Here is a 19,939-nt window from a genome sequence, read left to right on the forward strand (position 1 = left end):
GTATCTTCTTTCATTAAATATCGTACAGCTCTGTGATACGATACCTCGACTACGCAAACGTTCAAAAACGGAGGGGAAATGCACTCCAAGAACCTACTAATCATCATAATCCTCAGCCTCCTCGCCGCCGGCTGCGCGCTGCTGCCCACGCCGAAGCCGGTCGTCTCCGCCTCGCCGCCGGCGGACGCCGAGCCCGGCGACCGCTGGACCTCGTCGGTGGACGGCATGACGCTGGTGCTCGTCCCCGCGGGCGAGTTCCGCATGGGCAGCGACGACGGCGACTACGACGAACGCCCGCTGCGCACGGAAACCACCGAGGCTTTCTGGATCGACCTGACCGAAGTGACCCAGGGCATGTACGCCCACTGCAGCGACTGCCCCATCCCCGACTGCTTCCGCGGCGACGACGAACATCCCGTGGTCTGCGTGGATTGGGACGCCGCCCGCACCTACTGCGAGTGGGCCGGTAGGCGTCTGCTCACGGAGAAGGAATGGGAGAAGGCGGCGCGCGGCACGGACGGGCGCATCTACCCCTGGGGGAATGAGCTCGCCTCCTGCGACTACGCGGTGATGTTCGATCCCGTGCTGGGCAACGGCTGCGGCTCGGGCGATTCGGCCTGGGCCGTGGGCAGCAAGCCCGAAGGCGCCAGCCCCTACGGCGTGCTGGATATGGCCGGCAACGTGTGGGAATGGGTCGAGGATTGGGATCCCTACGCCACCAACGGCGCGGGACGGGTGCTGCGCGGCGGCGGTTACTTCAGCATCCCCGCCACCGTGCGCGCCGCCAAACGCGAAGTGCTGCACCTGCCGCTTGATAAAAACGACAGCCTCGGCTTCCGCTGCGGGGCTTCGGCGGAATAGGAAAACGCCGGGCTGCGAAACGGGGGAACCGATGAACCGCACGCATATCTTACGCCTGATCGCGCTGGCCCTGCTGCTGGTCGTCGTCGACCAGGCCGCCAAGGCCCTCATACGCACAACGATGGAACCGGGAGAAAGTATCTCCATCCTGGGCGGCGCCCTGCGGATCCATTTCGGGGCGGCGTACTGCGGATCCATTTCGAGCCGGTCTTCAGTGGAGTCTCGTGGTTCGTGCCCGACCTGCCCGTCTGGGCGCGCGCCGCCCTGCGCCTCGCCTGGCTCTTCGTCGCCCTGCTGGCCTTCCCCGTCTACCTCTTCTACACCCAGACTCGGCGTCGCAGCGTCTGGACCGACGTTGCGGCCGTGGGTCTCTGCGCCGGCTGCCTCGGTCACCTGCTGGACGATTTGTTCGCCCCCTACACGACCGACTTCATCCGGTTCTTCGACGGGCCCAGCGCCAACTTCGCCGACGTCTATGCCTACGCCGGTCTGGCCGCATTGGCGGTCGAGCTGGGCTTTGTGCTGCGGGAGACGAGGTCCGAGTGGCGGGGCTGGCGGTATTTTCTTCACCGCACGATCGAGACGCGCAGGGCGTTCCTGCGTTTCGTTCGCAGAGGGTTTAAGATAGAGGATTGAGAGGGAATTACCAAACGACTCCCGCAACCGGTCCCCGTTATACGGCGAGGAAAATATACGCCAGGGCCACGGCCGTGAGCACGTGCCACAGGCCGTGACCGAATCGGCCCAGGATGCCGGTGTACTTGTCCACCAGCCACACGGCCAGCGCGCCGGCGAAATACGCCAGACTCGTCCAGCCCAGCGCCGCGTCGCCGCGGGTCATCACGCCCACCGTGATCAGCGCCAGCAGCAGCGCCATGCGCGCCAGCAGATATCCGTCCAGAAACCAGGCGAGCAAGATCCCGCTGAGCAGCGACCCGGCGAGCACGATTTCGGGTTCGTAAGCGTGTCCCGCCGCCAGCACGTAGAACGCCAGGCCGGCCATCACGGCGTACATGCCGCCGTGATCCCAGCGGGCGGACCAGCGCGTTTTCATGCCGTGGTACAGTGCCGAGCCGAAGCACAGGAAGGCCATGGCCACGCAGAAGACCAGCGCCGTCCAACTCGCGGCAAGGCGATAGACCACCCAGCCGGCGGCCAGGTAGGCCAGATTGGAGTACGTGTTGACCGGCTCGACGGGGATGCCGGTGGTCGCGTAGCCGAGGTAGCAGCCGCGGATCTCGCCTTCGTTCCAACCCCCGCGGCACAGATGCGGCGGGCCGATTTCGCCCGTCTTGGGGTTGACCTCCTGCTTGAGTTTTTCCTGACCGGAAGCCCACTTCAACACGGCATAGATCAGCAGCGCCATGGGCAAACACCAGGCCAGGCTTTCGAGCAGATACGCGTTCGTCATCGTGCCCCCTTTTCCAATTCTAGGATTTATCGGAATCCATGCTCAAGCAGTGGCCTCGTGCTCGAGAACCAATCCAGAGCGTTATGCTTCATCCAGCCACGTCAGGATCGGACCCTCGAACGCCTCGGCCACCCGTTCGAGCATCGCATCCGCCTCGGCTTGATTCAGATAGCACAGAGATTCTGGCCTGAGTCCGACCGTATGCAAATCGAGCCGCTCGATTTCACCACTGCGTTCTTGTCTCCAAACAGCCAGCGCGAATTTCTTGCCAAACTTCGTGCGGCCCATGTCGATGCCACCTTCGCTTCCGTGCGAGTTGAGGCGAGACAGTTGTGAGTTCTGCTCGTTCCACTTTGCGCTGTCTTCTCCAAACTTCGGACGGAAGCCCAGCTTCCTGAGACGAGGGTAGAGAATGCGGTTGATCGCACGTGTGAGCCTGACGGGGCCTTTGCGAAGCTCGATTTCAATCGCCTCGCGTGTCGCCTCGACTCTGCAGGCATAATCGGGATCCAGATCTGCAGCCTCGGTGATTTTCTGAAGGCATTCATCGTATCGCTTCTCCCAGAAAAGATCGTGCGCCTGCTGAGCCAATTCGAGCGCCTTTCGCTTCGCCGGATCCTGCAGTTTCGTTTTCATGCGCTCCTGAACTTCTTCCACCACTTTCAAATAACCCGCATAGTCCTCCCACGGCTGTGCATCCTCACCTTCTGCCCGAGCTTTCATCTCGGCATAAAGTGATATTCCCGCCTGCAGAACATCATCGGGGACATTCTCCCCGTCTCTGATCCTGGCATACTGGTCCGCTATCTTCTCCAGGTCCTGCAATGCCTCTACCAGATCAGGATGCAAACCAGCGAATCGCTCATCGGTTTCTTCCCCGGATTCGCCATTTTGTATGCTGCTCATCTTGCCTCCCGGAAGATTCTAAACCAGTGGTGACAATGCATGAAGCTGCTCAAAATGAGTGCCGGCGTTGATGCCTCGAAGTCACCCTCGCAGACCCTCCCGCGCCTTTCGCAGCGACTCTTCCCGGGCCTCCCATTCGCGCTGCAGCGGGATCGCCTGGCGGTAATACTCGTGCCCCTCGGCCGCCTGCCCCAAGGCCTCGTAAACGCGGCCCACGTCGTTCAGCAGGATGAGTGGTAGATCTCCAGCGCATCTTGGTACTGCTTCTGCGCCTCGTAGATCGCGCCGACGGCGTGCAAGGCGGCGGTTTCCATGATCCGGTCGCCCACATCGCGCAGGATCTCCCGCGCTCCCTGGCAGTGCGCCAGCGCCTCGGCGTACTGTCCCTGGCTGAGATATACCAGGCCGAGATTATGCAGCGCCTTGGCCTCGAATCCCCGGTTGCCCGTGCTGCGGTAGGCCTTCAGGGCGGCTGCGTAGGACTGCTGCGCAGCGTCCGGGTCGGCGGCGTAATCGCGCAGAATCCCCTGCGCCAGCGCGCAGCTTCCCGCTTTATCCGCCGCGGGACACATCCCCCCGCGCCGGGTCGCAAAGGCGCTCGCCCGGGCGAGAAAATCACGCTCGAAGATGAACCCGCCCGGACCAAGCCGCACGTCGTCCCGGAAGTAGTGCATCTGCACCACGGTCTGGTGGTACTGCTTGAAAGCCTCCGCATGGCGCCCCTCCGCCAACAAGGCGTCCGCTTCCGCCCACAGTTCCTGCCAGGTGGGGAACTCTTCTTCCAGGTCTTCGGCGGCCTCGTCGGAAACGCTGTCGTCGTAAGCGATCGACGGCTGCGCCCGGTCGATTCCATCCAGGTACACACCGGAAAGCCATTCGTAGTGCTGCAGGCCGACGAGATCGGCGAAGCGGTGATGGGCGGATCGAGCGCCATCCAGCCCTGGACGCAGCACAGCTTCCAGCTCGGAGCGGCGCGCCGGATTCACCAGCGCCCCTAATATTTCAACATCGACCAGCGAATCGTCGATCGCCAGTTTCGCATCCCAGGTGCACTCGTATTGAATCACGAGCTTGTTTTTCTCATACAGGCTGAACGCCCAGCCGTGATCCTCCCCGAACACGTAGTGCAGCAGGGTTCCCGGATTGTGGGACGTCATCGCCCGCACCGCGTCGAGCGGTGTGGCCTGCGGGATGATGGTCACCCAACCGTTTTGCGGTTGGAAGACCACGCCCTTTAAACCGGCCGCTTTCAGGAGCTCGATCCCCTGCTCCGCGACCTCGGCCCGCAGGTGGTAACTTTCGCTGAATTCACTCATGCTTCAATCCCTTCGTCGGATCACGCATCGAATTCTACATTCTTTTGTGGTCGTTGTCTCCATTGTTGGAGAGTAATCGGGCCCAATCGACCCATACAAAATTCCATCAAGATGCGTAGAGACGCCCCGGTGGGGCGTCCAGCACCTGGGCAAACACACAGGTTTGCCCCTACAATGATTGAGGAATGTATTGTGGAAAGGCGACCCGGCGGGTCGCCCCTACAAAAGCGCTGGCGATGGATATCCGCAACCAGCAAGGTACGGTGCTGGCGCCGGATATGTATCCGGTGCCGATATTTTGCGGATCTTTATCCGCTGCGATCCGATATAGATTTTACTGAGATAATCGGCAGATACACATCTGCGCAACACTGGTCGCGGGTGGATATCCGTAACCAACAATGGGCAGCACCCTGATGGACAATTTGAGCATTCGAGTCTACTATCCAGGCAGAAGAGGGATTCAACTATGCGTCTGAAGATATTCACGTCGCTCTCCATTCTGTTCCTCGTATCATGCGCACCCAAAGAGACGCCTGGTCCAACCATGGCACCGCTCGAGGCGACTGAGACCCCGTCGGCAAAGGCCGCGCCTCCGTAGCGTGCAAGCAAGCATAATCCAGGGTGTATCCCCGGATGGCAAATATTATGCCTACCTGTCCGGATTTGTCGGCGAACCGATGAGTGATTACGATCTCGAAGGTGATTACGACCTTCAGTTGAACGTGGTCTCACTGCAGGATGAATCGATCTTGGCGGAGATTCCACTCCTTTCCGATTCCTTTCCGGCCAATTTCCTGGAGTATGCAGAGAATCATCAAGACGAATTCGAATCGGAGTACGGACGACCCACGGTGGAGTTGGTCGCCCAGGGACTCTTCACCGCCTTCCAGACGGGTATTGGGGAATTCCAATGGTCGCCGAATTCTCGCTACCTGGCTTTCGCCGGGGAGATGGATGGGCCATCATCGGATCTGTACGTATTCGACGCAGCAAATCTCTCGGTTCGACGCTTGACTTCCGGCCCCGAGCAGATCCAGCGTATAACCTGGTCACCCGACAGCCAGCAGATCGCGCACGCCAGCACAAACGAGATTGCAGCAGGTTCCGCTTACACGAATCACATTGCAAGCCTCGATGGCAGCCGGGTGATTTCATTCCCTGACTACCGGATTCGAAGGGGATTTTGGCTGACCAACGATCACTACCTCGCATTTAACGTCGCAACCGGGGCCGGCAGCAATCACCTGATTCTGTACGACACGATCGAAGGGAGTGCGCGAGTGATCTGGCCATACCAGTTCAGTAACTGTTATTTTCTCACCTCTCGAGATTCGCTCCTGGTTAATTATCCTGAGTTTTCAATACTGGATGCCGGCATTTACCTCGTCGACCCAGCCACAACGAAATACACCCAGATCCTCACCGGTGAATTCTGGGCAATTCGAGCGCTCGAGCGGGAAGACTATCTGTTGGTTTTTGTGCGAATGGATGATGGCACGTATTTAGTGTCCAACGATTTCATGTCTGAGAAAATATCGGATAAGTCTGGCTGGATCTCGGTATCCCCGAATAATGAACTTATAGCGATATCGGGTGACAAGGATGATGGTGGACTTGATATTTATTCCCTCGGAGATCAAACGACGATTACGATCATAGATAATGAATTTTACGGCGTTGATTGGCTTCCCGATTCCTCCGGATTCTTCCTGGAAATTGGAGACTCCCTCTGCGTGCATGATCTGATTAACGGCAGCACGATCGAAGTCGATGATTCAATCAATTATTTTGGATTTCCTCCTTATTCCAAGTTCGTCGAGATCGAATGACCCTGAAAATGCGTCCGGAATTACCGGGCTTATTACTCGATGTCTATATCGACATGATTTACACCGATGGAATTTCTTCCTATCCGAGTTAATCCTCCCCGGGAGAAGGAGAAGTCTAGTGCTTCGTCTCAGAATAACCGCCCTGCTCTACTCCCTGCTCCTCGTATCATGCGCACCCAAAGAGGCGCCTGGTCCAACCATGGCACCGCCCGAGGCGACTGAAACCCCGACGATAACATCAGCACCTCACACTGCGACAGCCACTTCAACGATCCAATCATCAACCGTCACCCAATTCGTTGAAACCGCCGAGATGCCCATCCCCGAAGTTCTTCAACTAGAACCCGGCGATTATCTTGTTTACCTAGAAGAGATCGAATCGGGGGACGAGCTGATTTTTATCAAATCCGACGGCAGCAGCATGGTGTCGCGAAGATTCTCATATTTCCCGCCATACGCCATGCACCCCCTCGATGGCGTCTCACCGGACGGTAAGTACTTCGCCTTTTATACTGGTTATGCAGGTATGTTCATGGAATACGACCCTGCGCAGAAATTTAACCTTCAACTAAATATCATCTCTCTCCGGGGTGGCACCGACGTCATCGAGATTCCTCTTCTATCGATCTACTATCCGCTGAACTTTGTCATGTTGGCAGAAGAGAACATGAATCAGCTGAGCGAAGAGATCAGAGCCACCACACCGGAAGATGCAGCTCCCATTCTGTACGATGCCTTCTTACAAGGAATCGGTTCTCTCGAGTGGTCGCCGGACAGCCGATACTTGGCTTTTGCGGGTCAAATGGATGGTTTCTCATCCGATCTATACTTGTTCGACACGGAGGACGACTCGGTAACGCGGCTCACTTCCGGTCCCGGGCAGATTCAACGAATCTCCTGGTCCCCGGACAGCAAGCACATCATGCACGCCAGTGCGAATATGTTCAGCGTACATACACCCACGACGAACCACGTTGTCTCCGTGGATGGCACAAACGCGATCTCCTTCCCCTACGACGTAGGAGAATTTGAAGGCGGCTGGTTGAATAACGATCAGTATTTCGTCCATGAAGCTGCGAATGGACCGGGAGAGTATGACATCACGCTTCTCGATATTACCGAGGGCACTGCGCAAATGATCTGGCCAGACAGCTTCTCCACGACGGATTACATCGCTAGACGCAATCTTCTACTCGTCACGACCCTTCCGACCGAATCCGAACTTGAACCGGGCGTTTTTTTGGTCAACATCAACAACGCAAGTTACTCACGAATCGCCACAGGCATCGCCTCGGGGAAAGCCCTCGAACATAATGATTATCTCTGTGCTGTTTCGCTGGTTGATGATGGCACCTACCTTGTCACAATGGATCACGAAACGCAGAAAATCTCCGAGATGAGTGGCAGAATCGCAGTATCACCAAGTGACGATCTGCTTGCCATTTACGGCAGTAACTATCGTGACGAAAAAAACGGATTGGATATCTATTCCCTTCAAGATCAATCGACGATAACCGTCTTCGATCGTAGTGTGAGCAAGGTGATTTGGTCTCCCGAAGCTTCCTGCCTCTTCTTTGTCGCCGACGACTCCCTATATCGATACGATGTAACGCAAAGAACCACAACGTTGATCGATCCGCTCATTGAAAGAAGTCACAGCTGGCGTACCGAGTATCGGTTTATCCATATAGAATGAAGCCGAGGCATGAGTCATGAAAAAACCCCCCGTGGTGACGCCCGACGAAGAAGTGGACGTGGTGGGGCGCGTTTTCGGCGCGCCGCTGGTCGTCAAGGGACGCACATGGCTGCCGCTCACACAGGCCGGCGCGTGGGCCTACCTGGCCAAGCGCAGCGATAAACCGGGCCGATCCTGGCTGACCCGGTTGGCAGTAGGGTTCTTGAAGATGGCCGCCATGCTGGGTTCGGAGTGGCTGCATAATCTGGCCCACGCCGCGGCAGCACGCCTGGTGGGAAAACCGATGGACGCCCTGCGCGTGACCTGGGGCATGCCGCTGGTGGTGTACTACGAGCCGGACGATCCCAGCGTCACGCCGGAACAGCACATCGCCCGTTCGCTGGGCGGGCCGCTGCTGAACGCAGGCCTGCTCATCCCGCTGGCCTGCCTGCGAAGTACGACCGCGCCCGGTTCGGCGGCCCGCGAAGTGTGCGACTTCACCCTGGGCACGAACGTGTTCATCGGAAGCGTCGGGCTGCTGCCGATCCCGTACTTCGACGGCGGTCCAATTCTCAAGTGGTCGCTCGTCCGGCGCGGGCACAGCACCGCCGCGGCGGAGGAAACCGTTCGCAAAGCCAACCGGGGCTTGGGCGCGGTGCTTTCCCTCGCCGGCGTACTGGCGCTGCTGAAACGCAAATTCTTGATCGCCTGGTTCCTCGGCTTTCTCGGCACGGTGGCTGCGGCGATCGGATTCGGACTGATCGAGGAATAATCCCGCAGTTCGTCAGCTCCTGTCGAATGGAACGCCGTGAAAAACGAGCCCTGCCCGACCGTCGATGTGAGGGTCAGGCAGGGCATTTTTACGTCAGTTGTACGGAATCGTTTCGTGGTAGAAGGACTTCCAGTCCAGCACCCAGCCTGCCGTTCCGACCCGGGCGTATTCGATCAGGTAGACGTTGCCGCTGTCGTCGGTGGCGAAGACGACCGGCGATGTCGTGCCGGGCTGGTCTTCCATCCAGCGCGAGGCGGTGACGCTCAGCATGCTCGGTGCGTCCTGCGGATCAGCGCCGGGCGCCCAGAGGTGCGTTTCGAAGTAGCGCCACTGCCACTTCGTCTCACCGTACATCGGCTCGAACCAGAGCAGGTTCCCCCCGCCCTGCGGGACGGCGAGCATGAACCCGCGCGCAGCTTCGTCCCAGGTCATGTCGACGTCGAGCCACGATCCGACGCCCGAAGGATTGCCCAGCTGCGTGGGGACGGCCCACCCGCCCGCGGTGAGGGTCGTGCGCCAGATCTGCCCCGCCGAGTCGATCATGGCGACGTGCAGCTCGTCTTCGTAGTTGAGCGCGGTGATGCGGTCGAACGATCCGGAAGCGACCGTGCTCCACGATCCCCAGCTGTCGTCTGCGCTCTTGTTGAGCGTAAAAGCGTTTCCGTTCTCGGCGACCACGAAAAGCTGGCAGCGGTTATTGAGGTCGTGCGTCGTGTCGATGTCGGCCACGCTGGTGAGCGAACCTGGCAGCGCCACACTCGACCAGGCGCCGTTCCACTGGCCGTTCGATTGCACGGAGCGGGTGTAGATCTCCGAGTCATCCGCCACGACGAACACCTGTGGGCGGCCGCTGGAGTCCGCCGAGCAGGCGGCGATGCGCGTCAGCTCTTTTCCCTTGGCTGGCGTGCCCAGGGTCTGCCAGAAGTCGAAAGCGTCGGCGTAGCCGGGCGCAGAACCGCTGCGCGCCCGGTAGACCACCTGGTCCAGATCGCTGTCGACGGCAAACACGGCCGTCGCCATGGAATTATCCGGGCGCCGGTGTACGGCGACGTTGGATGCGTACCTCGGCGCCAGGCGGAAGCGCTCGACGCTGGCTCCGACGTTGTCGGCGTGTGCGGGTGTGTCCGGGGTACAAACCGGCGCGAGCTGGGAGAAATCCGCCGGTCCGCCGCCGTGCCCGACCCCAATGACGTACCATGTTCCCGGATTGCAGCCTCCCGTCGTCTTGTACATGATGGGCGATCCGGACGAACCACCCACCGTGTCGCAGTTGTGCACCACCACGTCGTTGTTCACGGCGGAGAGCTGGCAGTCGGCGTGGATCATGCCCGCGCCCCAGCGGGAGTTGCAGCCCACGATGTCGCGATGCACACCGTCGTAGAAAGGCGCCTCGCGCATGGTGATGGCCCACATGCCGCCATTAGCGCCCACCCAACCGCAGTTCGTCGAATCCCATTCCATGTTGTCCCACGTCGTGGCATCGTTATCGTCGTAGGGAAAATGATGGCGCGTGTAGGCCGGGTTGACCAGCTCCGTGCCCGACGCCGGCATCGCCGAAGCCAGGCGCAGCGGGGTCAGATCGAGCCCGTCCGTGTCCTGCCAGTTATCCACGCGTGCGATGCCCCAATCCATCCCCGACCCGAGCAGCGACTCACCTGCGCGCGAGCCGACCACGGTGCGGATCACGTCGGCGCGCGGCACATGGTACGCATCTGCAGCGACGCGGTCCGGGTGGAAGTTCGGATAGAAGCGCAGTCCGGTCTGCCACGCTCCGGTCGTGGTGTTCTCGAAACAATGGGCGGCAGCGACGATGTGGTCGGCGTCGATGAGGAACGCAGTGCAGCCGTTGTTGAGATAGCCGACCGCATTGTACGGCTGGCCGGGATCCTGCTTGAGTTCTTTGTACGCACGACCGCAGTACAGCGTTGCACCGGCCGATTCGATTCCGACGATCAAAAGCAAAAACAGCAGCGAGACGAAAGCTTTCTTGATTCTGGATTCCATGATGTCCCTCCCGGGAAGGTAGAGTTGAATTACGCAACGATTGAGAAGAAACCGTGTTCTCTTGGTCACAAGGGACGTGCCCGTCGAAGATGCAGGATGCCATCCCCCTACTATTCTGGGAATAGTGTCTCCTCTGTCTTCAATAAAATACACCCGTATTCGAGACATGCGCAAGAGCCCCGCAAAGCCTGCATCATCCGAGGCCAATATCTCCCGCGACCAAGTGTTGATTTCCCCTCCGCTTTGTGCTATGATCCTCGAAGCTCAAGCAGAGCATGAAATGAAACGATCAACGGACAGCAAGAAGTATTATTACTACTATTTTTGGTGGGAGGAGGGCCCACCGTTTCTGCGCGTTGACTAGTTCATAACCAGAATTTGTCGGAATACCCAAGCGCGGAGCAGCGGCTCGGCGCTTTTTCGTTTTCCGGGACACATTCGAGGCACGACCCGGAAAACCCTTGTGAAACGACGTGCCGGGAGGTGGCCGTGATTATCGTCATGAAGCATCAAGCCAACGCAAAGCAGGTGGCCGCCGTGGTTTCCCGCGTGGAGAACCTCGGTTACCGCACGCATCTCAGCGAAGGCGAAGAACGCACCATCATCGGAGTGATCGGCGACGAACGCCCCGTCGATCTCAACCAACTGGAATTGATGGACGGCGTGGAGAAAGTGCTCCAGGTTCTGCGCCCCTTCAAGCTTCCCTCGCGCGAGATGCACCCACAGGACACCGTGGTGGCCTTAAACGGTGTTAAAATCGGAGGGCCGGAGATCGTCATCATCGCCGGCCCCTGCTCGGTCGAAAACCGCCAGCAGCTGCTGGAGACGGCGCACGCCGTGAAGGAAGCCGGCGGCGCCGCCCTGCGCGGCGGCGTGTTCAAGCCGCGCACCTCGCCCTACAGCTTCCAGGGGTTGGGCGAAGAAGGACTCGAACTCCTGGTCGAAGCCAAGCAAGAGACGGGGCTGCCGATCGTGACCGAGGCGATGACCATCGAACAGGTATCCCTGGTGGCGCGCTACGCCGACGTGATCCAGATCGGCACGCGCAACATGCAGAACTTCCCGCTGCTCAGCGCAGTGGGCGAATCCGGACATCCCGTGCTGCTGAAACGCGGCATGATGTCCACCATCGAGGAATGGCTCATGGCCGCCGATTACATCCTCTCCAAGAACAACCCGCACGTGATCCTCTGCGAGCGCGGCATCCGCACCTTCGAGCGCGCCACGCGTGCCACCACGGACATCAACGCCATCCCGGTGCTCAAGGAACTCACCCATCTGCCGGTCATCCTCGACCCCAGCCACAGCACGGGGAAGAGCGCCTACGTCAGATCCGTGGCTCGCGCCGGGGTCGCCGCCGGAGCGGACGGCCTGATCGTCGAAGTCCACGTGCATCCCGAGGAAGCCCTTTCCGACGGCGCGCAGAGCATCAAACCGGAAACCTTCGCCGAACTCGTGCACGAAGCCCAGGTTTTGAGCGAAGCCGTGGGTAGAAAGCTCGCCAAGCACTGATGAGACTCTCCGAAACGCGCCTCTCGATCGTTGGGCTGGGCCTGATGGGCGGATCCCTCGCCCGCGCCCTGCAGGGCCAGGTTGCCGAGCTGATCGGCATGGACTGGGATCCCCAGGTGGTGCAGCAGGCAAACGAGCTGGGAATCTTCGATCGCGCCAGCAACGACCTGCACTACACTTTGGAAAACAGCGATCTGGTCGTGCTGGCCACGCCGGTGCGTGCCATTCTGGACACGCTGAAACAAATCGGCCGAGACCTACCGGTGCCGCCGCGATTGTTCGACCTCGGATCGACCAAGGTCGAAATCGTCCAGGCGATGAAAGCCCTGCCGAAGGGAGTCGACGTCCTGGGCGGACATCCGTTGTGCGGAAAGGAACGTGCCGGGCTGGCCTCCAGCGAAGCCGATCTCTATCGCAACAAAACCTTCGTGATCACGCCCCTGGAGCGTACATCGGAGGAGATGCTGGCGCTGATCGAAGAGCTCATCGCCGCCGTAAACGCTCGCGCCTTGGTCATGGACCCCGAACGCCACGACAGCCTGGTGGCGGTCACCAGCCACCTGCCGTATTTATTGGCGGTTACGTTGATCTCCGTGGGCATGGAAGCCAGCGCCGTGGATGACGCCATCTGGGACCTGATCGCCTCCGGTTTCATCGACACCTCCCGCCTGGCGGCCAGCGATGTGACCGTGATGAGCGACATCCTGCTCACCAACCGGGGAGAGATTCAGAAGGCGCTCGAGCGTGCCATACTCAACCTGCAGGAACTGACCAAAATCATCGCCTCCGGCGACGCCGACAGGCTCTTCGCTGAATTGACCCTGATCCGCAGTCAACGCGCCAGTATAGACAACCAAGAATCCGAGGAGCCTCATGGAAATCCGCATCCCCAAAGCGGCTAAGAAACTACGCGGCAGCGTGCGCCCGCCGGGAGACAAATCGATCTCCCACCGCGCCTTGCTCCTGGGCGGCATCGCCCAGGGCACCAGCCGCATCCAGGGATTTCTACGCGCCGGCGTCACCGACGCCATGCTGGGCTGCCTGAAAACCCTCGGCGTCGATGCGGAATTCATGGGCGACGACGATCTGGTCATCGTCGGCCGCCCCTGGCGTACACCGGACGAAACCCTGGACTGCCACAACTCAGGCGCCACGATGCGCATGCTGCTCGGCGCGCTGGCCGCCCAGCCCATCGAAGCCACGCTGGACGGCACCCAGCGCCTGCGTAAACGCCCGATGAAACGCGTGGTGGATCCTCTACGCCGCATGGGCGCCGACATTCAGGGCGCGGCGGATCAACCCCCGCTCGAGGTTCACGGCCGGAAGCTGCACGGCATCGACTACGAAATGCCCGTCGCTTCGGCGCAGGTGAAGACCGCCATACTGCTGGCGGCGCTTTTTGCCGACGGTCCCACGACACTCCACGAACCCGGCCCATCGCGCGACCACACCGAACGCATGCTGCGCTGTCTGGGCGTATCGGTGAACGCCAACAACGGCGACGTCGAACTGAAACCGGAAGCGGGGCCGCTGTCGGCCTTCTCGCTGGTCGTCCCCGCGGACGTCTCCTCCGCCGCGTTCCTGATCACCGCCGCCGCCATGATTCCCGGTTCCAAACTGGAACTGCGGAGCGTCGGGGTCAATCCCACCCGCACGGGCTTGATCGACGTCCTGCAGGAAATGGGCGCAGACATTCGCCCAGAAAACGAACACCAATCGGGCCTGGAGCCGATCGCCGATCTCATCGTCCGGCAGGGCCAGCTGCGCGGCGTGGCGGTTTCCGGCGAGCGCGTGGTGCGCATGATCGACGAATTCCCCATCTTCGCCGTCGCCGCCACGCAGGCCGAAGGTGAGAGCGTCGTCACCGATGCCGCCGAGCTGCGTGTGAAGGAATCCGACCGCATCGTCTCGCTGGTCGGCGAACTGCAGAAAATGGGCGCCCAGATCGAAGCCCGGGAAGACGGCTTCGCGATCGCCGGGCCAACCCGGCTCCAGGGCGCTGTCGTCGAGTCGCACAAGGACCACCGCCTGGCCATGGCGCTGACCGTCGCCGGATTGATCGCCGAGGGCGAAACGGTGGTGCGCGGGGCGGAATGCATCCAGCAGTCCTACCCCGAATTCGTGCCCACGCTGATCTCCTGCGGAGCTGAATTGGCATGAGCCGTGCCGGCCTGCTGGGTTACCCGCTGTCGCACTCCGTGTCGCCGGCGATGCACAACGCGGCCTTTGCCGCCTTGGAGCTTCCCGGGCGCTACGATTTGTTGGAGACGCCGGCCGAGGAACTTGCAGCGGCGGTGGCGCGCTTGCGCCAGGATGACTGGCTGGGCGCCAACGTGACCATCCCGTACAAGGCTCGCGTGATTCCGCTGCTGGACGAGATCGATCCTTCGGCGGCGGGGATCGGCGCGGTGAACACCATCGTCTGTGACGAGCAGCGGTTGATCGGACACAACACTGACGTTACCGGTTTCCGGGTCGATCTGCGTTCGCACGGCGTCGAGATCGATGGGGACAACGTGGTCGTCCTCGGCAGCGGTGGTGCAGCGCGCGCCGTCACGGCAGCGTTGATCCCTGACGGGGCGCACATCAAATTCATCACCCCGCTCATCGATGAAGCCCAGCGCCTGATCGAAGACTTGATCGTACCCGCCGGCGCAGAAGCGCAGATCCTGCCCTGGGAAGGCGGCAGCTTCGCCGGAATCGAATGCCGCCTGCTGGTCAACGCCACGCCGGTGGGCATGTCGCCAGACGTCGAAGCCTGCCCCTGGCCGCAGGACGTCTTCCTGCCCGCGGGTGCTTTCGTATACGATCTGGTTTACAATCCGGCCGAAACGATGCTGATGAAGCGCGCTCGCGCCGAAGGTCTGGAATCCGGCAGCGGCCTGGGCATGCTCGTCGAACAGGGCGCTTTGGCCTTCGAACTTTGGACGGGGGAAACGCCCCCGCGCCGGGTGATGGCGGCCGCAGCGCAAGCCGCCCTGGAGGGTCGACGTGCTTAGATACCTCACCGCCGGTGAATCCCACGGCCCGCAGTTGACGGCCATTCTGGAAGGCATGCCCGCCGGGCTGCCGCTTTCGGCGGACGACATCGCGCCCGACCTGGCCCAGCGCCAGAGCGGCTACGGCGCCGGCCCGCGTATGAAGCTGGAGAAGGACGCCGTCGAGATCGGCGGAGGCGTGCTGGCCGGACAGACGACCGGCGCGCCGATCGCCCTGATCATCCGCAACCGCGATCACGCAAACTGGAAGGGCAAGACCGTCCCCGCCATGACCGTTCCCCGGCCGGGACACGCCGACCTGACGGCCGCAGTGAAGTACGGCTATTCCGATTTTCGCTTCAGCCTGGAGCGCGCTTCGGCGCGCGAGACGGCCGCGCGCGTGGCGGTCGGCGCGGTGTGCCGCAAACTGCTGGCGCAGTTCGACATCCGCGTCGGCAGCTACGTCACCGCCATCGGACAAGTCAGCGCCAATCTGGATGCGCTGAATCTGGAAATGCGCCTCGCCCGGGCGGCGGAGAGCGAAGTACACTGCCCGGACGAAGCGGGAACGCAAGCGATGCAGGCGGAGATCAAGGCCGCCATGCAGGCCAAAGACACCGTAGGCGGCATTTTCGAGGTCGTCGCCATGGGGCTGCCGCCCGGTTTGGGCAGCCACGTCCACGGCGACCGCCGCCTGAGCAGCCAACTGGCCGCGGCGCTGATGAGCATCCCGGCCATGAAGGGCGTCGAGATCGGCGAGGGATTCGCCCTGGCCTACAAACGCGGCACGGAAGTCCACGACGAGATCGAACTCGAGGACGGCATCCTTTTACGGCGCAGCAACCGCGCCGGCGGCCTGGAAGGCGGCATCACCACCGGCGAACCCCTTATACTGCGCGTGGCGATGAAACCGATCTCTACCACGCTCACGCCGCGCGCTTCGGTGGACGTCGCCCGCGGCGAGGCGGCGCAGACCAACTACGAGCGTTCGGACTTCTGCGCCGTGCCGCGCGCCGCGGTGGTCGGTGAAGCCGTGGTCTGCATCGTGCTGGCCAACGCCCTGCTCCAAAAACTGGGCGGTGATTCGCTCGACGAACTGCTGGAGCGTTTTCGCCAATTGCGCACCGCTCGTCTCGAAGATCTGGAGATGGACGATGAGCCCATCGTCTTCTGGGATTAGCGCCCTGGCGCCGCAGAACGTGGCGCTCTTCGGTCCGCCGGGGTCCGGTAAAAGTGCCGTCGGCAGACTTCTGGCGCAGCATTTGCAGCGCAATTTTCTCGACATGGACGCCCGCATCGAGGAACGGGCCGGTAAGCCGATTCCCGCCATCTTCGGCGAAGATGGCGAACCCGCATTCCGCGAGATGGAAGCCGGCCTCTGCCGGCAATTGGCCGGCGAAAGCGGGCAGGTGATCTCCTGCGGCGGCGGCGCGCTGGTCGATCCCGGCAACCGCGAACTGATGGAAGCCAGCGGCCGGGTGATCTTCCTGGATTGCCCGCAAGAAGTCCTGCTGCGGCGCACACAGAAAGCGGACCACCGCCCGCTGCTCAGTGGGGATAAAGAAGCGCAGCTGCTGGCGCTGCTGGAAAAACGGCATGAGGTATACGCCTCCTTCCCCTACCGCGTCGACGCCTCCGGCGACGACCCCGAACGCATCGCGCAGGCAGCCCTGGCGCTGCTGGACGATTTGGGCAGTTCGACCTTACGCGTCGAAGCGCCGCCCCCGGCCTACGACGTCATTCTCGGAACCGATCTGTTGCAAAGCGTGGATGCGCTCTTGTCCGAACGCGGCTTGAATCCGCCCTTCGTCGTGGTGAGCGATTCGAACGTCGCCCCGCTATACGCCGGGAGCGTTTGCGAAGGATTGGACGCCGAATCGGTCGTGATCCCCGCCGGCGAGGAACACAAGACGCTCGATACGGTCCGCACGCTCTATGAACGATTCCTGGAATTGGGAATCGAACGCCGCGCAACGATCGTAGCCCTGGGCGGCGGCGTGATCGGAGACATGACCGGATTTGCTGCGGCGACATTCATGCGCGGCGTGCGCTGGGTCAATCTGCCCACCACCCTGCTGGCCATGGTGGACGCCAGCATCGGTGGAAAGGTCGGCGTCGATTTGCCCCAGGGGAAAAACCTGGTCGGCGCCTTTCATCCGCCATCCTTGGTCATCAGCGATACGGACACGCTGGACACGCTGCCAGAGAAAGAACTTCGCAACGGCATGGCGGAATTGTTCAAGGCGGCCTTGATCGCCGATCCGCTGCTGTTCGAGTGGCTCGAGCGGGAAAACACGCGGCCGACCGTACGCTGGATCGAACGCGCATTGGCAGTAAAAATCGACATCGTCAACGTCGATCCCTTCGAACACGACGTACGCGCCAAACTCAACCTGGGCCACACCGTGGCGCACGGCCTGGAAGCCGCCAGCGAATTTGGATTAAGCCACGGTGAAGCGGTCGCCATCGGGCTGGTAGCGGAAGCGCGCATGGCCGAGGCGCTGGGTCTGGCGGGCGCAGGATTGGCCGCGCGCATCGAAGCCGTGTTGACCCGACTGGGCCTGCCCACACGCTTCCATAAACTCGCCGTCCCGGAAGTACGCGCGGCCATGTCCAGCGATAAGAAGAAAGCCGGCGGCCGCCTGCATTTCGTTCTGCCGGTCGATCCCGGACGAGCGGAAATCCGCCAAACGGTCCCAGAAAACATCATTCTGCAGACGCTCGAAAGCGTGAAGGAGTCCGCATGAAAACGATCCTGGTGCTCCACGGTCCCAACTTGAACCTGCTCGGTGTGCGCGAACCCCAGGTCTACGGCTCGACCACGCTGGCGCAGATCGACGAGAGTTTAAAGCAAGAAGCGCAGCGCCTGGATCTGTCCGTCGAGACGCTGCAGTCCAACCATGAAGGCGCCTTGATCGACGCCCTGCATCAGGCGCGTGGAAGCGCCAGCGGGGTGATCATCAATCCCGGTGGGCTGACGCACACCTCCGTCTCGCTCCGCGACGCCATCGCCGCCAGCGAGCTGCCGACGGTGGAAGTGCATCTTTCCAACATCTTCGCCCGGGAGGAATACCGCCGCCGGTCGATCAGCGCCGAAGCCTGTGTGGGCATCGTCGCCGGTTTCGGCTGGCGCAGCTACCTGCTGGCCTTGCAAGTCCTGGCTGAACGATTGAACGCGGGAACGGGATGAACGCGATTCAACGGCCAGGCCATCACAGAAATCACACCGAGGAACCCGGATGAAAAAGCAACCCCAATGCATGGACGCCGTCCAGCCCAGCTTTTACGCCGAACTCGACGGGACGATCGCCGGGCTGCGCGCTCGCGGCACGGACGTGATCCGTCTGGACATCGGGTCGCCGGATTTGCCGCCTTCGGAGGCGATCATCGAAACCCTGAACCAGTCGGCCCGCGATCCCGGTCATCACGGCTACCAACCCATCAACGGGCCGCGACCGCTGCGCCAGGCCTGGGCACACCTCTACGCGCGCCTCTTCGACGTGAACCTCGATCCCGAATGCGAGATCGTACCCCTGCTCGGTTCCAAGGAAGGCATTTTTCATTTCACCCTGGCCAACGCCGAAGCGGACGACGTGGTGCTGATTTCTGAACCTGCCTACCCCATTTACGCCCAGGCGGCACGCTTCGTCGGGGCGCAGGTCGTGCTGCTGCCCTCGGACGAAGCGCACGGCTTTCTGCCCGATTTCAGTGCCATTCCGCCCGGTGTCGCCGAACGCGCCTGTTTGCTGTGGCTCAACTACCCCAACAATCCGACCGGCGCTACGGCAACCTTGGATTTCTTCGCCCGGGCGATCGACTTCGCCCGTGAACACAACGTTCTGCTCTGCCACGACGCGGCCTACTGCCAGGTCACCTTCGACGGCTATCGCGCCTCCAGTCCACTGCAGATCGAAGGTGCCAGGGAAGTTGCCGTGGAGTTCAACTCACTGTCCAAATCGCACAACATGGCCGGCTGGCGGGTGGGCGTGGTCGTCGGCGGTGAAGAACTTGTGGCGTCGGTGCGCAAGCTCCGGCCGAGCGTCTACAGCGGTCAGTTCAAGCCCGTCACCGACGCTGCCACTGCAGCGTTGAACGGCGATCAATCCTGGCTCGATGAGCGCAACGAGATCTACCGCCGTCGGCGGGATATGATCCTCGAAAGTTTGAACGCCCTGGGTGTGGAACCCGCGGTCCCCCAGGCGGCGCTGTACGTCTGGATGCCCATCCCCGAGGGCTGGACTGCGGACGATTTCACTTCGGCGCTGCTGCAGGCCACCGGCGTCAGCCTGACCCCCGGGACGGTGTTCGGCAAGTCCGGCGAGGGCTACGCCCGCATTTCCCTCGGCGCGGCGAACGAACGCATCGAAGAAGGGATGGGCCGCTTTACGGAATGGTGGCGGGCGAACATTAGGTGATGTAAATTTCCGTAGTACTTCTGACCATGTACCGGGAGGTTTTTGAATGAACCCGTTCTTCTTCGGGATCACATTCGGGATCGCTTTCGGTTTGGCTTTCGGTTTGACCTGGGCGCTCGTGCGGCAGAGGAAGGAACGCCGAGAGTAGTTTGCACAGTTGAAGTACGCAGCAGCTCTCCCCAGGAATTGCGTGAACACACCCACCTTGAATTCAATCGGTTGGCGGAGATGTTGTCATGACGGTGATCCTCGAAACC

General features: G+C 61.3%; 18 protein-coding genes. 14 read left to right on the forward strand and 4 right to left on the reverse strand.

All coding sequences use genetic code 11. The features are described 5' to 3' along the window. Nucleotides 1-78 precede the first annotated feature (78 nt). A complete protein-coding gene (locus P8Z34_14230) occupies nt 79-861 on the forward strand; it encodes a formylglycine-generating enzyme family protein (GenBank protein MEJ2551828.1) in 783 nt (260 codons plus the stop codon). A 231-nt stretch (nt 862-1,092) separates the two neighbouring features. Further along, entirely contained in the window at nt 1,093-1,497 is a 405-nt protein-coding gene (locus P8Z34_14235) for a signal peptidase II (protein MEJ2551829.1), read from the forward strand. 37 nt (nt 1,498-1,534) lie between these two features. Here P8Z34_14235 and P8Z34_14240 read toward each other — a convergent pair whose 3' ends face one another. Both P8Z34_14240 and P8Z34_14245 read right to left on the reverse strand, forming a co-directional pair. After that, nucleotides 1,535-2,272: a hypothetical protein gene (locus P8Z34_14240; GenBank protein MEJ2551830.1), complete on the reverse strand. Its 738-nt coding sequence runs from the start codon at nt 2,270-2,272 to the stop codon at nt 1,535-1,537. A gap of 81 nt (nt 2,273-2,353) precedes the next feature. After that, nucleotides 2,354-3,178 (reverse strand): hypothetical protein, encoded by an 825-nt coding sequence (locus tag P8Z34_14245; GenBank protein ID MEJ2551831.1) that lies wholly within the window; start codon nt 3,176-3,178, stop codon nt 2,354-2,356. Nucleotides 3,179-3,217: 39 nt separating this feature from the next. On the opposite strand from P8Z34_14245, the gene P8Z34_14250 reads away from it, so the two are divergent. Continuing rightward, a complete protein-coding gene (locus P8Z34_14250) occupies nt 3,218-3,418 on the forward strand; it encodes a hypothetical protein (protein MEJ2551832.1) in 201 nt (66 codons plus the stop codon). Here P8Z34_14250 and P8Z34_14255 read toward each other — a convergent pair. After that, nucleotides 3,400-4,494: a tetratricopeptide repeat protein gene (locus P8Z34_14255; protein MEJ2551833.1), complete on the reverse strand. Its 1,095-nt coding sequence runs from the start codon at nt 4,492-4,494 to the stop codon at nt 3,400-3,402. The two genes, P8Z34_14250 and P8Z34_14255, sit on opposite strands and share 19 nt — an antisense overlap. 602 nt (nt 4,495-5,096) lie before the next feature. On the opposite strand from P8Z34_14255, the gene P8Z34_14260 reads away from it, so the two are divergent. From P8Z34_14260 to P8Z34_14270, 3 genes are all read left to right on the forward strand, one after another. Beyond that, nucleotides 5,097-6,326, forward strand: a complete 1,230-nt coding sequence (locus P8Z34_14260) for a hypothetical protein (protein ID MEJ2551834.1) — start codon at nt 5,097-5,099, stop codon at nt 6,324-6,326. Between the two features lie 118 nt (nt 6,327-6,444). Then, nucleotides 6,445-8,022 carry a hypothetical protein gene (locus P8Z34_14265; protein MEJ2551835.1) on the forward strand — a complete coding sequence of 526 codons (1,578 nt, stop codon included), beginning with the start codon at nt 6,445-6,447 and terminating at the stop codon, nt 8,020-8,022. A 16-nt stretch (nt 8,023-8,038) separates the two neighbouring features. Further along, a complete protein-coding gene (locus tag P8Z34_14270; GenBank protein ID MEJ2551836.1) occupies nt 8,039-8,773 on the forward strand; it encodes a hypothetical protein in 735 nt (244 codons plus the stop codon). 93 nt (nt 8,774-8,866) lie between these two features. On the opposite strand, the gene P8Z34_14275 is transcribed toward P8Z34_14270, so the two are convergent. After that, nucleotides 8,867-10,777, reverse strand: a complete 1,911-nt coding sequence (locus P8Z34_14275) for a trypsin-like serine protease (GenBank protein MEJ2551837.1) — start codon at nt 10,775-10,777, stop codon at nt 8,867-8,869. Nucleotides 10,778-11,266: 489 nt separating this feature from the next. On the opposite strand from P8Z34_14275, the gene aroF reads away from it, so the two are divergent. From aroF to P8Z34_14315, 8 genes are read left to right on the forward strand one after another with little or no spacing between them, the layout of a single operon-like run. Continuing rightward, nucleotides 11,267-12,289, forward strand: coding sequence for a 3-deoxy-7-phosphoheptulonate synthase (gene aroF, locus P8Z34_14280; GenBank protein ID MEJ2551838.1), 1,023 nt, complete (start codon nt 11,267-11,269; stop codon nt 12,287-12,289). Beyond that, entirely contained in the window at nt 12,289-13,191 is a 903-nt protein-coding gene (locus tag P8Z34_14285) for a prephenate dehydrogenase (protein ID MEJ2551839.1), read from the forward strand. The genes aroF and P8Z34_14285 overlap by 1 nt, the downstream gene beginning before the upstream one ends. Beyond that, complete coding sequence (gene aroA / locus P8Z34_14290) at nt 13,163-14,449, forward strand: 3-phosphoshikimate 1-carboxyvinyltransferase (protein MEJ2551840.1); 1,287 nt, start codon at nt 13,163-13,165, stop codon at nt 14,447-14,449. The genes P8Z34_14285 and aroA overlap by 29 nt, the downstream gene beginning before the upstream one ends. Then, nucleotides 14,446-15,288 (forward strand): shikimate dehydrogenase, encoded by an 843-nt coding sequence (gene aroE, locus P8Z34_14295; protein MEJ2551841.1) that lies wholly within the window; start codon nt 14,446-14,448, stop codon nt 15,286-15,288. Before aroA ends, aroE begins: the two co-directional genes overlap by 4 nt. Then, nucleotides 15,281-16,447 carry a chorismate synthase gene (aroC, locus tag P8Z34_14300; protein MEJ2551842.1) on the forward strand — a complete coding sequence of 389 codons (1,167 nt, stop codon included), beginning with the start codon at nt 15,281-15,283 and terminating at the stop codon, nt 16,445-16,447. The genes aroE and aroC overlap by 8 nt, the downstream gene beginning before the upstream one ends. Next, complete coding sequence (aroB, locus tag P8Z34_14305) at nt 16,422-18,014, forward strand: 3-dehydroquinate synthase (protein ID MEJ2551843.1); 1,593 nt, start codon at nt 16,422-16,424, stop codon at nt 18,012-18,014. Before aroC ends, aroB begins: the two co-directional genes overlap by 26 nt. Further along, nucleotides 18,011-18,457, forward strand: a complete 447-nt coding sequence (gene aroQ, locus P8Z34_14310) for a type II 3-dehydroquinate dehydratase (protein MEJ2551844.1) — start codon at nt 18,011-18,013, stop codon at nt 18,455-18,457. The genes aroB and aroQ overlap by 4 nt, the downstream gene beginning before the upstream one ends. A gap of 49 nt (nt 18,458-18,506) precedes the next feature. After that, entirely contained in the window at nt 18,507-19,682 is a 1,176-nt protein-coding gene (locus P8Z34_14315) for an aminotransferase class I/II-fold pyridoxal phosphate-dependent enzyme (protein ID MEJ2551845.1), read from the forward strand. Nucleotides 19,683-19,939: the final 257 nt, after the last annotated feature.

The organism is Anaerolineales bacterium (assembly GCA_037382465.1).
Classification (GTDB): Bacteria; Chloroflexota; Anaerolineae; order Anaerolineales; family E44-bin32; genus WVZH01.